Source organism: Mesorhizobium sp. C372A, assembly GCF_030323245.1.
Lineage (GTDB): Bacteria > Pseudomonadota > Alphaproteobacteria > Rhizobiales > Rhizobiaceae > Mesorhizobium.
This window is the reverse complement of the sequence record NZ_CP100475.1, coordinates 2,597,528-2,610,618: the sequence shown is the minus strand read 5'-3', so window position 1 is coordinate 2,610,618 and position 13,091 is coordinate 2,597,528. Positions and strand designations below refer to the sequence as shown.

The following is a 13,091-nucleotide window of genomic DNA, read 5'->3' as shown; positions in this document are numbered from 1 at the left end:
GCACAAGCTTTGCGGCGTCAACTCGCGCCGATTTTAGATCCGAACTTTCCGGTTGATCACAATCCGCCTTCTTGGCCGTCCCGTGGCCTTCGTCGTGACGGACCATCCGCATGCGGGCCGCGAGCCCGTCTCATGCGGGCGGGCTTCTAGACACTTCATTGCAGCTTGTCAATTAATGCATGTCGCCCAGAAGTGCGCTGCGGTTCTGGGACAACGACATGCATCAAAACAAAGACTTAAAGCGCGTCGTATGAATCCGTTTCAGCGCGATGCGCTTTAAGGTCGGAAAGTTGTGGAATCCAGCCATAGCAAAAGCCCTTGTCGGGCAAGCAGAGCTAGCGCCCCGCGCTCGCCAGAGCGCGCTTTTCACGCCGCCGCTGCACCGACGAGGGAATATTCATACCCTCCCGGTACTTGGCCACCGTGCGCCGGGCAATATCGACGCCGCTTTCCTTCAACATGTCGACGATTGCGTCATCGGACAGCACATCGGCGGGCTTTTCCTCGTCGATCAGCTGCTTGATGCGGTCGCGCACCGCTTCCGAGGAATGCGCATCACCGCCGCCCGACGCCGCGATCGAAGCCGTGAAGAAATAACGCAGCTCGAACACGCCACGCGGCGTCAGCATGTATTTGTTGGCCGTCACCCGGCTGACGGTCGATTCATGCATGCCGATGGCATCGGCCACCGTGCGCAGGTTGAGCGGCCTGAGCTGGCGCACGCCATGGACGAGAAAAGCGTCCTGCTGGCGCACGATTTCCGACGCCACTTTCAGGATCGTCTTTGCCCGCTGGTCGAGACTGCGCGTCAGCCAGTTGGCATTCTGCAGGCATTCGGCCAGGAAATCCTTCTCCGCCTGATTCTTCGCATGCGGCGAGACCTGGGCGAAATAGATGTGATCGACAAGCACGCGCGGCAGCGTCTCGGCATTGAGCTCGACCGTCCAGCTACCGTCATTGGCGGCGCGGACTTCGACATCGGCGACGATGGCGTCGCTGGCGCCGCCCGAAAACGCCATGCCCGGGCGCGGGTCGAGCGCGCGGATTTCAGCCAGCATGTCGAGGAGATCCTCCTCGTCGACCCCGCAAAGCCGCTTCAGCGTCTGGAAATCGCGCCGCGCCAGGAGTTCTAGGTTGCCGATCAGCGTCTTCATCGCCGGATCGAGACGATCGCGCATGGCAAGCTGCAGCGACAGGCATTCGGCAAGGTCGCGCGCAAACAGGCCGACCGGCTCGAATGTGTGGCAGGCTGCCAGCACATTGGCCACCATCGCCTGATCGGCGCCGAGCCGTTTGGCGATCTCGGCGGGATCGGCGCGCAGATAGCCGGCCTCGTCCAGGCCGTCGGCCAGTTCGGCTGCGATCAGCCTTGCGGCCGGATCGGCAAAGGCAAGCGCGATCTGCTCGCCAACATGCTGGCGCAGCGTGATCGCCGCGGCTGCCATGTCGCCGACATCGAAGCCTTCGGAAGAACCGGACGAACTATTGCCGGTGGCCGACTTCCACTGCGCCGTCAGGTCCGGGCCGAGCCGCTCGCTGGTGCCGGGATCGTCGGGGAACAGATTTTCCAGCGAGCTGTCGAGCTTGTCGGAGATCGCTTCGGCGCTCCACGCCGTCTCGTTTTCGAACCAGTCGCCATCGGCGGCAGGCTCAGGAGCGGCATCGCCCTTCTGCACCTGGTCGCTTGCGGCGTCATCCTGGGGCTCGGCGCGCTCCAGCAGCGGATTGCGCTCGATCTCGTCGTCGATGAAGTGGTCGAGCTCGACATGGGTGAGCTGCAACAGCCTGATCGACTGCATCAGCTGCGGCGTCATCACCAGCGACTGGGATTGTCGTAGCTGTAGTTTCGCCGCCAACGCCATGGTTCGGTTTCAAACGCCCTTCTGCACCCGGAAGCCTACACATCAGAAGCTGCCGGAAAATGAATTTTTCCGACCTTCCATAGAAACTGGCCCGGCTTTTGCTTGTCAAGGCGAACGATGGCAAAAGGCCCTACCGAAGCATTATCTCACGCAAAATCGGAGAAAAAAGCCCGGCGGGGCGGCAAAAATCACGTCAGGAAACAAATTTCACGCTCAGAGCGTGAAACCTTCGCCGAGGTAGAGCCGGCGCACATCGGAGTTCGCCACCACCTCGTCGGCACGGCCATGAGTCAGCACCTGGCCGGCATGGATGATGTAGGCGCGGTCGATGAGGCCGAGCGTTTCGCGCACATTGTGGTCGGTAATCAGCACGCCGATGCCGCGCGCCGTTAGATGACGAACCAGCTGCTGGATGTCGGCGACGGCAATCGGGTCGATGCCGGCGAACGGCTCGTCGAGCAGCATGTAGGCCGGGCGCGTCGCCAAAGCGCGGGCGATCTCAAGACGCCGCCGCTCGCCACCCGACAGCGACATGGACGGCGACTTGCGCAGATGGCTGATGTGAAATTCCTCGAGCAGTTCGTCGAGATTGCGCTCGCGCACCTTGCGGTCCTTCTCAACCACTTCGAGCACGGCGCGGATGTTCTGCTCGACATTCAGGCCGCGGAAGATCGAGGCTTCCTGCGGCAAATAGCCGATGCCGAGGCGGGCGCGGCGGTACATCGGCATCGAGGTGACGTCGAAACCGTCGATCTCGATCGTGCCCTCATCGACCGGCACCAAGCCGGTGACCATGTAGAAACAGGTGGTCTTGCCGGCGCCGTTCGGCCCGAGCAGCCCGACAGCCTCGCCGGCGCGCACGCCGATGGTGACACCGCTGACCACCTTGCGGCCCTTGTAGCTCTTGGTCAGACCCTTGGCGATCAGGGTGCCCTTGAACTTCGAGGAATCAACGGTGACTGTGGCCGGTGCTGCAAGTTTACTGGCCGCCCGTCCCGGAAGGCGGGTCAGCAGCGAAGACACGCCAGTCATTCGGGCTTCGGGGCCTCGGATTTCGGTGGCGGCGTCATCGACATGATGACGCGCCCGCCGCAGCCATCGACCTGAGCAAGGCCGCTTTTCATCTGCACGGTGAGCTTGCAGCCCTTGAGGACGTTGGGTCCTTGGGACAAGACGACCTCCTTGCCCGACAGAACAAGCACCTGCGTCTTCATGTCGAACGTGGCGTTGTCGCCGGTGGCGATCTGGTCATTCGACTTGATGTAGACTTTGTTCTTGACCACCAGATGGTCGATATTGGCCGAACCGGTCATCGCCGAAGCGCCGGCGGCAGCACCTTTGGCGGCGTTGGGGTCCTTGACGTAGTAGACCTCCATGCTGCCGGCCTTGAGCAGCGTTGGCCCTTGCGTGACGGTGACGTTGCCGCTGAACAGCGCCATGCTGTCGGCCTGGCGGACCTCAAGTTTGTCGCTCTCGATCTGGATCGGCTGGTCGCCCGACAGTTTGAGCCCGGACTGGCTGCTGGCGCTGGACTGAGCCCAGGACGGCGCCATACCCAGCAACAGCAAGGCCGAAGCTGCGGCGACAAGCCGTGCCGAATTACTGGGACGCATTCGTTTCTCCGCTCTTTGCCTCTGCCGCCTTCATAGTGGCCGGATCGATGTGAACGCTTACCTTTTTCTCGAAAACGATGACCTTGCCATTGTCTTCGACCGACATTGAACCCGCGGTGATCCGCGAGCCGTTACGGCTGACATCGACCGCATCACCTGTCTTCATAGAGCCTTTGCCCATATCGAGGAAGACCGATTTGAAGATGGCAGCGACGCCGTCGGTGGTGGTGACGGTAACGTCGCTGGTCATGTCCATCGTGTTGGCGTTTCTGTTGTAGATCCCGCGCTTGGCGTCGACGGTCGCCACATTGTCGGCCGTCAGCGGCAATTTGGCATGGATGCCTTCGAGTTCGATGATGTCCTGCTTGCCGACATCCTGGATGGCGCGCAAGGCCGTCAGCGAATAGGGCAGCTTGTCCTTGGTGAAGCCGTTGAGCTTCGGATTGGCCATCACCAGCTTGCCATCCGCGAAAGCGGTGCCGTCTGCCTGTATCGAAATGTTGATCGGCGCCGCCAGATAGGAATAGACCGGAAACGCAACCGCGATCCCGGCGGCAAGCACCGGCACGGCAAACTTAAGCACGCGCACGCGGCGCGAGTGGCGCTGGGCGCGGTCGAAGGCGTCGCCGCGCGTGCCCGCTGGCGCCGTGGGCGCCAAGGCCGCATCGGCATTGGTCGGTTCGTTCGATCGCGCAAGCATGACTGACTTCTAATAAACCCTTGTCCGCCAAAACACCTGCTATAGGTGGGTTGCCGGCCCCCGCAAGCAAGCACAAGCGGAGGAAAGCCGCAAAAATGTGACGGCCGCTGTTTTACAGACGGAACTCAGGCGACACAATTTCGTCACTTCATAGCAGAAACGAACGCGCCGCGTCATTTTTTCCTGAAATGCCTCCGTCGTGAAGGTCGCTTCGTCGCAGGCTCTTGAGGAAGAGGTAGCCGGGCGCGGACGCTTGCTTTAAAAGCATCGCTTCCCACCGACTGTGAGGCAGACCATGGCACTGAGAGCCGACGACCTGATCGACCGCCGCCGCTTGCGGCGCAAGCTGACCTTCTGGCGCGGTGCCGCCATTGCCATCGTGGCCCTTGGGGTGATTGCGCTTGCAAGCTGGTTCTATGGGGGCGACCTCGGCGGTTCTTCCGTCGACCACATCGCCAAGGTCAGGATCGAAGGCACCATCACCGAGGACGAGGAACTGATCAAGCGGCTGGAAACCATCCGCACATCCTCGCAGGTCAAGGGCGTCATCCTGGCGATCGATTCGCCCGGCGGCACCACGGTCGGCGGCGAATCGATCTACGAGGAGGTGCGCAAGCTTGCCGCCGACAAGCCGGTGGTGGCCGAGGTCGGCACGCTGGCCGCATCGGCCGGCTACATGATCGCCAGTGCCAGCGACCATATCGTTGCCCGCAAGACGTCGATCGTCGGCTCGATCGGTGTGCTCATCCAGTATCCCGATGTCAGCGGTCTGATGGACAAGGTCGGCATCAAGCTCGAGGAAGTGAAATCCTCGCCGCTGAAGGCATCGCCCTCGCCCTTCAAGCCGACCAATGAAGACGAGCGAGCCATGGTCCGCAAGCTCATCCTCGACAGCTATGACTGGTTCGTCGGCATCGTCGCCGAGCGCCGCAAAATGACCCGCGATCAGGCACTGGCCCTTGCCGACGGCTCGATCTTCACCGGCCGCCAGGGCCTTGCCAACGGTCTGATCGACGCTGTCGGCGGCGAGAGCGTGGCGATCGACTGGCTGGCGACCAAGGGTGTCGACGCCAAGCTCAAGGTGGTGGAATGGAAGGACACCGAGCGGCGTGGCGGCTTCCTGTTCTCGAAAGCAATAGCGCGCAGCGTCGGCAGCGCGCTCGGCATGTCGGAGGCCGGCGGCGACGTGCTTCACGAAATTGGCGCGGATCGCTTGTTTCTTGACGGTCTCGTTTCCGTCTGGCACCCTTGATCTGCCGGTTGGGGCGAGTAAAAAAGCAAATAAAATCATCCTGATAATTTGACCGCAGCGCTTTCACGGGGACCTTTCTGATGATCAAATCCGAGCTTGTGCAGATCATTGCCACGCGCAACCCGCATCTTTTCCTGCGCGACGTCGAAAACATCGTGGGAGCGATCTTCGACGAGATCACCGATGCCCTAGCGGAAGGCAATCGGGTCGAGTTGCGCGGCTTCGGCGCTTTTTCGGTGAAGAATCGCCCTGCCCGCACCGGCCGCAACCCGCGCACCGGCGAATCCGTCGAGGTCGAGGAGAAGTGGGTGCCGTTCTTCAAGACCGGAAAGGAATTGCGTGAAAGGCTGAATGGCGGCAAGTAGGCGCGGACCACGCGCCGACCTTATCAAGGCCTGCCTTCTCCAGGGAATTTCTATGTTGAACCGCTTCATACTTATCGTGGTCTTCGTGCCGCTCGCCGTCATCCTGATTGCGCTGGCCGTCGCCAACCGCGAGCTGGTCGCCTTCACGCTCGACCCGTTCAACCCCGGCAATCCGAAACTGACGCTGACCTTGCCGCTGTTCATCTTCCTGTTCGTGGCGCTCGCCATCGGCATGGTCGTCGGCAGCCTGGCGACATGGGTCAAGCAGGGCCGCTACCGCAAGCTGGCACGCCAGCGCGGGGTCGAGGCCGAGAATCTGCGTCAGGCGGTCAGCCGTATACCAGCCGTGCAGCAGGGCCCGGCCGCCGGGCCGGCGCTGCCGAAGCCAACGGCCTGAAGCCGGCGCTTTTATCTTCGCGGAGTTTTGCATGCTGACCATTTCGGCCGACGCTGTCGACCAGGCGCTGACCTTTCCCGGGCTGGTCGAGACATTGCGCGCGGCCTTCCGCGAGGGTGCTGTGCAACCCGTCCGCCATCATCACGGGGTCGAGCGGCCCGACGGTGCCACATCCACGCTGCTTTTGATGCCGGCGTGGACCGACTTCCATGCGGCCGGCACGTCGGTCGGGGGTCATATCGGCGTCAAGATCGTCACCGTATCGCCCGACAACAACGCCATCGGCAAACCGGCGGTAATGGGGCTCTACCTCCTGCTCAACGGCGCCACCGGCGAGCCCGAAGCGCTGATCGACGGCCAACGGCTGACACAGTGGCGCACCGCTTGCGCCTCGGCGGTGGCGGCCTCCTATCTCGCCTGCGAGGACGCATCGCGGCTTCTGGTGGTCGGCGCCGGCGCGCTGTCGCCGTTCCTCGCCAAGGCGCACTCCGCGGTGCGGCCGATCAAGACCATCCGCATCTGGAACCGCACGCCCGCCAATGCCGAAAAGGTCGCGGCTGATTTGCGCGCGGACGGTTTCAACGCCGAGGCCGCAAGCGATCTGGACGCCGAACTCGCCGAGGCCGACATCGTCTCATCGGCGACGATCACGACGACGCCGCTGGTCAAGGGTGCGCTGCTCAAGCCGGGCGCGCATGTCGATCTGGTCGGCGGCTTCACGCCGACCATGCGCGAGAGCGACGACGACGCGATCGCGCGCGCCCGCGTCTATGTCGACACCCGCGCCGGCGCCACCAAGGAAGCCGGCGACATCGTCCAGCCGCTCGCCTCCGGCGTGCTGAAGCCGGAAGCCATCGTCGCCGATTTGCATGAGCTGGCGCGCGGGGAAAAACAGGGCCGGCAGAGCCCCACTGAGGTCACGCTGTTCAAGTCGGTCGGCGCCGCGCTTGAGGACCTTGCCGCCGGCATTGCCGTCTACAACGCGCTCAAGCAGTAGCGTCTGCGCCGGTTCTGCGATCGAACTTCCTGATCGCTTCCGCGCTGACCGGGGTGAAGAAGTTCACCAGATTGCCATCGGGATCGCGCAGCAGCAGCGACCGGTTACCCCATGGCATCGTCGTCGGCGTCTGTACGAAATCGCCGATAATTTTCGCCAGCCTGCTGTACTCAGCATCAACATCGGCGACGCGAAACTCGATGATCGCTGAGCGATTGGCGGCCGGCTGCGCCACATCAGTTCCGAACAGGGCCAGCGTGCGGGTGCTGCCGATCGCCAGTGTGCAGGACGGCGTTGCCAGTTCGGCGAAATCGTCTGTGAACCAGGTTGCGGTAAGCCCGGTGATCGTGTCGTAGAATGCCACCAAGGGCTTGATCTGATCGGTAATGATGCGGATCGAGACGAAGTCCATCTTATTCTCCTGGGGCAAGCGCGACGCTATCTGAAGACAATCGCTTGTCGCACAAGGCTGCTGACAACTTGGTGTCAGCAGCCTTGTCACGGTGCCTTGCCGATCCGGCGGCTGGATGCTTCAGCCTGCCTTCATGGCAGCGCCCATCGCCTCGGCGATCAGCGCGAAATCATGCGCCGTAATTTCGAACAGGCCAAAGCGCAGTTGATAACCCCAGTTCGATTTGCCCGCGGTGAAGTCGAGCTGCTCGAGCAGCGGCTTGATCGGCGCCTCCTCGGCCTTGGCCCATTCGACATCCCTGCGGAACGGCGTGAAGCCACCGCCCATGTCGCCCTGGTAAGGCTCGCCTTCGCGCACGGTGCCGATTGCCGTGAAAGCCTGCAGGCCGTCCTTCTCGCGCAGAATTGTGGTCGGCGAGTAGTAGATGATGCCGTCGCCGGGCTTGATGCGGCGCAAAGGTGCCGCCTTGCCGTGGTTGACCTGCATGAAGCCGGCCTCGCGGCCGCGCCGGACATGTTCGGCGGAAGCGACCGCGATCCAGTGGGCACTCATTTCTGTTCTCCATTGGCCTGTTCCCCATTGGCCTGTTCTCCGTCGTTCAGCCAGTAGACGCGCAGCCGGTGCTCGTCGGGATCGAGCGCAACGAAGGTGCGGCCGAAGTCCATGTCGGTCGGCGTCTGCAGAATGGTCAAGCCGCGTCCTGCCCAGTCCGTGTAAGCGGCGTCCACCGCATCAGGCCGGTCCAACGCGACGACGAGCTCCGCACCGCCGCCCGCGGCTGCGGCCGCCGGCTCCACCGTGTGGCGCGACCACAGGCCGAGCTTGAAGCCATTGTCGAGCACGAACAGCACGAAGGTCGGCGACGTCTCCACCGGCTGGCGTCCCAGCAGCGCACCGTAGAAGGCGCCGCTCCGCTCCGGGCTGTCGACATAAAGGATGACGAAATTGGGGGTGTTCATGTCTGCTCTCCAGGGTTTCGATTGGAGGAGCATAGGTGACCCCACTGTCAGATTCTGGCAGCAGCGGCTTGCGAGGGCGTAGAAAGGAGCATTAAGCGCCGGGCTGGCGCTTCGGTGCGTCCAGCGTCGCGCGCCATTCCTTCAGCAGCGCCTGCCGACGACGTGGATAGCGGATATCCGTGGTGTTGAGCCCCGACATCCGGTCGGCGCGAAAATGTCTGAAATCCTGCCGCGTCTCGCACCAGGCCACCACCACCCGCACCTTGTCGAAAAAGCCGAGCGCGAATGGCCAGATCAAGCGCTCGGAGGCGGCGCCGCCGGCATCGCGGTAAAGAAAGCCGAGTTTTCTCTCGTTGCGGATCCCCTGGCGCACCAGGCCAAGGTCGATGCTTTCGACAGCATCGCCGTGCGGCCCGACCAAAAGCGCGGTCGCATCGAGGTCCTCGCGCAGATCATCCGGCAGCACAGCGGCGATCTTGGCCAGCGCGTCGGTGGCGGCGGCCGACAGCCGCTTGTCCGGTTGTCTGGCAACCCAACGCGATCCCAGAACGATGGCCTCGATCTCCTCGTCGATGAACATCAGTGGCGGCAGCATGAAGCCGGGTTTCAGCACATAGCCCAGCCCAGCCTCGCCCTCGATCGGCGCGCCTTGCCCCTGCAGCGTGGCAATGTCGCGGTAGAGCGTTCGGATCGAAACGTCCATCTCGCCGGCAAGCGTGCGACCGCTCACCGGCCGGCGATGCCGGCGCAGGATCTGGATCAGGTCGAGCAGGCGTTCGGAACGGGACATGATTCGAGATTTGCCTGTTTCCTCAGCGAGGTCCACCACCTCAGACATTCGCACGCTGGACCATTTTGTTTGCGCAGCCGGTGACCCTATGCCAAAAGCGGCCTGCCGCCTCCGGAGACGCTCCTGCTTGAAGTCTTTTCGCGACAAACGCCGCGACAACCGTCCGCCCGCAAAAGGCAGGACCGAACATGCGCGGCCGCAGCCGGAGACCGTACCAATCCGACCCGAAGCCAGACAGCAACGCCACGAAACAAAACCGGACGACCGGTCTGATCCGAAGCCCGCCCCCCGTATCCTGGCGCGTCGCGAAGGCATCCTGCCCACTGAGCGCCTGCCGGTGATCCTCGAAGTGGCGCCCAATCCGGATTATGCACTGCTCGACAGCGGTGCCGGCGAGAAGCTCGAACAATACGGCCCCTACCGCATCGTGCGGCCCGAGGGACAGGCGATCTGGCAAAAGGCCTTGCCCGCCAGGGACTGGGACCGAGCCGACGCCATCTTCACCGGCGACACCGACGAGGAAGGCATCGGCCGCTGGCGGTTCCCGAAGGTACCGCTGGGCGAGACCTGGCCGATGAAGCATGACGGCATCGACTATCTCGGCCGCTTCACCTCGTTTCGCCATGTCGGCGTCTTCCCCGAGCAGGCTTCGCACTGGGACCATATGGCCAGCCTGATCGCGGCGGCCAAGCGCCCGATCAAGGTGCTGAACCTGTTCGGCTATACCGGGCTCGCGTCTCTGGTGGCCGCCCGCGCCGGCGCCGAGGTCACCCATGTCGATGCCTCCAAGAAGGCGGTCGGCTGGGCGCGCGAAAACCAGGAAATGGCCGGTCTCGGCAGCAAGCCGATCCGCTGGATCGTCGACGATGCAGTGAAATTCGCCGAGCGCGAAGAGCGCCGCGGCAGCCGCTACGACATCATCCTGTTCGACCCGCCTGCCTATGGCCGCGGACCCAAGGGCGAGGTCTGGCAGTTGTTCGAGGACCTGCCCGGCCTGACCGACCTTTGCCGCGCGATCCTGACGCCGAAACCGGTCGCCATAGTGCTGACCGCCTATTCCATCCGCGCCTCCTTCTTCGCCATCCATGCCTTGATGCGCGACACCTTTGCCGGCATGGGCGGCACGGTTGAATCAGGCGAACTGATCATCCGCGAGCAGTCCGCCGGGCGGGCGCTGTCGACATCGCTGTTTTCGCGCTGGGTGGCCTGAATGCCCCGGAGACCTGAATGCCCGGGAGTCCCGAATGAATGAGCGGCACGCCGGCGCGCCCGGGCAGGTCAAGGAAGTCACCAGCCTTGCCAATCCGCTGATCAAGGACATCAAGGCGCTCGCCCAGAAGAAATTCCGCGACCAGCAGAACGCCTTCATGGCCGAAGGGCTGAAGCTGGTCATCGACGCCCTCGACCTCGGCTGGTCGATCAGGACGCTGGTTTTCGCCAAGGCCGGACGCGGCAATGCGGCGGTCGAAAAGGTGGCGGCGCGCACGGTTGCCGCCGGCGGCACCGTGCTCGAAGTGTCCGAAAAAGTGCTGGTCGCCATCACCCGCCGTGACAATCCGCAAATGGTTGTCGGCGTCTTCCGGCAAAAACTGCTGCCGCTAAGAGACATCCGCGCTCACGACGGCGACGTCTGGGTGGCGCTCGACCGGGTGCGCGATCCCGGCAATCTCGGCACCGTCATCCGCACCGTCGATGCCGTCGGCGCCAAGGGCGTCATCCTGGTAGGCGAGACTACCGATCCTTTTTCTGTCGAGACCGTGCGCGCCACCATGGGCTCGATCTTCGCCGTGCCGGTGACCAAAGCGACGCCGGAAGCATTTCTGGCTTGGCGAAACAGCTTCTCGGGCCTGGTCGTCGGCACCCATCTGAAGGGCGCGGTCGACTACCGCTCGGTCGATTTCTCCCGAGGACCGGTGCTCTTGATGATGGGCAATGAGCAGCAGGGCCTGCCCGACAATCTGTCCGAAAGCTGCGACCGGCTGCTGCGGATTCCGCAGGCCGGCCGCGCCGATTCACTCAATTTGGCGGTCGCCACCGGAATCATGCTGTTCGAGATCCGGCGCGGCGCGCTGAAACTTGCCCCCGAGGACGCCACATCGTGAAATCATGGTCTCCCTATGCGCTGCTGGTGGTGGTGGCAATCGCGCTCGACCAGTGGATAAAGCATCTGATCGAGACCGGCCTCGCCTTTCAGGAAAAGCTCGACCTGATGCCGTTCCTGGCGCTGTTTCGCACCTACAATACCGGCATCGCCTTTTCGATGTTCTCGTCTTTCGGCGACACCGGCCTGGTCGTCATCGCGGTCGTCGTCGTCGCCTTCGTGCTTTATCTGGCAACGCGTACGCCATCCGGCCATGTGCTGGCCCGCATCGGCTTTGCCCTGATCATCGGTGGCGCGATCGGCAATCTGATCGACCGCGCCGTCTACGGCCACGTCATCGACTATATATTGTTCCACACGCCGGTATGGTCCTTCGCCGTCTTCAACCTCGCCGATGCCTTCATTTCGGTCGGCGCGGCGCTGGTCGTCTTCGACGAGTTCATAGGCTGGCGGCGCGAGGCCAAGCCGCAAGGCCCAGAAGCTTGACGGCCCGACTCTTTTGACCAATTGACCTCGCCGGACGGTCGCCGCACAGTTCGGCCAGAGCCAGCCAATGCCGACCGCCAGCCTTTGCGAAGCCGAGGAGAAGAGATGCCTGAAACCTTCAAAGCCATCCTCGTTTCGCGCGACGCCGAAAAGAAACAGTCGGTGGAGGTCGTCGATTTCGGCGAAGCCGATCTGATGGAAGGCGACGTCACCGTCGCCGTCGAGGCGACGACGGTCAACTACAAGGACGGGCTGGCCATCACTGGGAAAGCGCCAGTGATCCGCCGCTGGCCGCTGGTGCCGGGCATCGATTTCGCCGGAACCGTCCTCTCCTCATCGCATGCCGACTGGCGCAAGGGCGACAAGGTCATCCTCAATGGCTGGGGCGTCGGCGAGACGCATTTCGGCGCCTATGCCGGGCGCGCGCGCGTCAACGGCGACTGGCTGGTGCCGTTGCCCGACGGCATCAGCGCGCACGATGCGATGGCGGTCGGCACCGCCGGCTATACGGCCATGCTGTGCGTCATGGCGCTGGAGCGGCACGGCATCCTGCCGGATCGCGGCCCGGTGGTGGTGACGGGTGCGGCCGGCGGCGTTGGGTCGGTCGCGGTCTCGATCCTGTCCAGCCTTGGCTATCACGTCATCGCCTCGACCGGCCGCAACGCCGAGAGCCCCTATCTGATCGACCTCGGTGCCGCCGAAGTGATTTCGCGTGAGGAACTCTCCCAGCCGGCCAAGCCGCTGGCCAAGGAGCGCTGGGCCGGCGGCATCGATGCCGTCGGCAGCCACACGCTGGCCAATGTGCTGTCGATGACTGCCTATGGCGGCGCGGTCGCCGCCTGCGGCCTGGCGGGTGGCATGGATCTGCCGTCGAGCGTCGCCCCGTTCATCCTGCGCGGCGTCTCGCTGCTCGGCATCGATTCAGTGATGGCGCCAAAGGCTGTGCGGCTGGAAGCCTGGCGCCGCATCGGCAGCGATCTTGATCTCAAGAAGCTCGCCGGCCTGTCGACGACCATCGGCTTCGACGGCATCATCACCGCCGCCCATGACATCGTCGAGGGCAAGATCAGGGGCCGCGTGGTTGTCGATATGTGAGGCTCCCGAAGCATGATCCCGAAGGGAATCAGGTTTCGGAAAAGATCAGGCGATGCGGAAAA

The 13,091-nt window shown here is 63.5% G+C and carries 16 protein-coding genes; 8 read left to right on the top strand and 8 right to left on the bottom strand.

Annotation, left to right across the window (positions count from 1 at the left end; translation table 11 throughout):
• Positions 1–335: 335 nt before the first annotated feature.
• From rpoN to lptC, 4 genes are all read right to left on the bottom strand, one after another.
• Complete coding sequence (gene rpoN / locus NLY42_RS12370) at positions 336–1,862, bottom strand: RNA polymerase factor sigma-54 (RefSeq protein ID WP_023683070.1); 1,527 nt, start codon at positions 1,860–1,862, stop codon at positions 336–338.
• A gap of 213 nt (positions 1,863–2,075) precedes the next feature.
• Positions 2,076–2,894, bottom strand: a complete 819-nt coding sequence (lptB, locus tag NLY42_RS12365; protein WP_023754265.1) for an LPS export ABC transporter ATP-binding protein — start codon at positions 2,892–2,894, stop codon at positions 2,076–2,078.
• Complete coding sequence (locus NLY42_RS12360; protein ID WP_023683069.1) at positions 2,891–3,475, bottom strand: LptA/OstA family protein; 585 nt, start codon at positions 3,473–3,475, stop codon at positions 2,891–2,893. The genes lptB and NLY42_RS12360 overlap by 4 nt, the downstream gene beginning before the upstream one ends.
• A complete protein-coding gene (gene lptC, locus NLY42_RS12355; RefSeq protein ID WP_023751409.1) occupies positions 3,462–4,175 on the bottom strand; it encodes an LPS export ABC transporter periplasmic protein LptC in 714 nt (237 codons plus the stop codon). Before lptC ends, NLY42_RS12360 begins: the two co-directional genes overlap by 14 nt.
• A gap of 295 nt (positions 4,176–4,470) precedes the next feature.
• Between lptC and sppA the strand changes: the two genes are divergently transcribed.
• The 4 genes from sppA (at position 4,471) to lhpI (ending at position 7,186) form a co-directional block, all read left to right on the top strand.
• Positions 4,471–5,427, top strand: coding sequence for a signal peptide peptidase SppA (sppA, locus tag NLY42_RS12350; protein ID WP_023747044.1), 957 nt, complete (start codon positions 4,471–4,473; stop codon positions 5,425–5,427).
• Between the two features lie 80 nt (positions 5,428–5,507).
• Entirely contained in the window at positions 5,508–5,792 is a 285-nt protein-coding gene (locus tag NLY42_RS12345) for an integration host factor subunit beta (protein ID WP_006200394.1), read from the top strand.
• Positions 5,793–5,844: 52 nt separating this feature from the next.
• Positions 5,845–6,189 carry a lipopolysaccharide assembly protein LapA domain-containing protein gene (locus NLY42_RS12340; RefSeq protein WP_023714118.1) on the top strand — a complete coding sequence of 115 codons (345 nt, stop codon included), beginning with the start codon at positions 5,845–5,847 and terminating at the stop codon, positions 6,187–6,189.
• A gap of 31 nt (positions 6,190–6,220) precedes the next feature.
• Positions 6,221–7,186, top strand: a complete 966-nt coding sequence (gene lhpI, locus NLY42_RS12335) for a bifunctional Delta(1)-pyrroline-2-carboxylate/Delta(1)-piperideine-2-carboxylate reductase (RefSeq protein ID WP_023714119.1) — start codon at positions 6,221–6,223, stop codon at positions 7,184–7,186.
• On the opposite strand, the gene NLY42_RS12330 is transcribed toward lhpI, so the two are convergent.
• From NLY42_RS12330 to NLY42_RS12315, 4 genes are all read right to left on the bottom strand, one after another.
• On the bottom strand, positions 7,176–7,598 hold the full coding sequence (locus NLY42_RS12330; protein WP_023714120.1) for a VOC family protein: 423 nt from the start codon (positions 7,596–7,598) through the stop codon (positions 7,176–7,178). The two genes, lhpI and NLY42_RS12330, sit on opposite strands and share 11 nt — an antisense overlap.
• Before the next feature lie 120 nt (positions 7,599–7,718).
• Positions 7,719–8,150 carry an EVE domain-containing protein gene (locus NLY42_RS12325; RefSeq protein ID WP_023714121.1) on the bottom strand — a complete coding sequence of 144 codons (432 nt, stop codon included), beginning with the start codon at positions 8,148–8,150 and terminating at the stop codon, positions 7,719–7,721.
• Complete coding sequence (locus NLY42_RS12320) at positions 8,147–8,557, bottom strand: VOC family protein (protein WP_023754264.1); 411 nt, start codon at positions 8,555–8,557, stop codon at positions 8,147–8,149. The genes NLY42_RS12325 and NLY42_RS12320 overlap by 4 nt, the downstream gene beginning before the upstream one ends.
• A gap of 91 nt (positions 8,558–8,648) precedes the next feature.
• Complete coding sequence (locus tag NLY42_RS12315) at positions 8,649–9,347, bottom strand: helix-turn-helix transcriptional regulator (RefSeq protein WP_023754263.1); 699 nt, start codon at positions 9,345–9,347, stop codon at positions 8,649–8,651.
• A gap of 127 nt (positions 9,348–9,474) precedes the next feature.
• Between NLY42_RS12315 and NLY42_RS12310 the strand changes: the two genes are divergently transcribed.
• The 4 genes from NLY42_RS12310 (at position 9,475) to acuI (ending at position 13,029) form a co-directional block, all read left to right on the top strand.
• A complete protein-coding gene (locus NLY42_RS12310; RefSeq protein ID WP_023754262.1) occupies positions 9,475–10,557 on the top strand; it encodes an RsmD family RNA methyltransferase in 1,083 nt (360 codons plus the stop codon).
• Positions 10,558–10,591: 34 nt separating this feature from the next.
• Positions 10,592–11,449 carry a TrmH family RNA methyltransferase gene (locus tag NLY42_RS12305; RefSeq protein WP_023754261.1) on the top strand — a complete coding sequence of 286 codons (858 nt, stop codon included), beginning with the start codon at positions 10,592–10,594 and terminating at the stop codon, positions 11,447–11,449.
• A complete protein-coding gene (gene lspA / locus NLY42_RS12300; protein WP_023754260.1) occupies positions 11,446–11,934 on the top strand; it encodes a signal peptidase II in 489 nt (162 codons plus the stop codon). Before NLY42_RS12305 ends, lspA begins: the two co-directional genes overlap by 4 nt.
• A 105-nt stretch (positions 11,935–12,039) precedes the next feature.
• Entirely contained in the window at positions 12,040–13,029 is a 990-nt protein-coding gene (gene acuI, locus NLY42_RS12295; RefSeq protein ID WP_023754259.1) for an acrylyl-CoA reductase (NADPH), read from the top strand.
• Positions 13,030–13,091 lie beyond the last annotated feature (62 nt).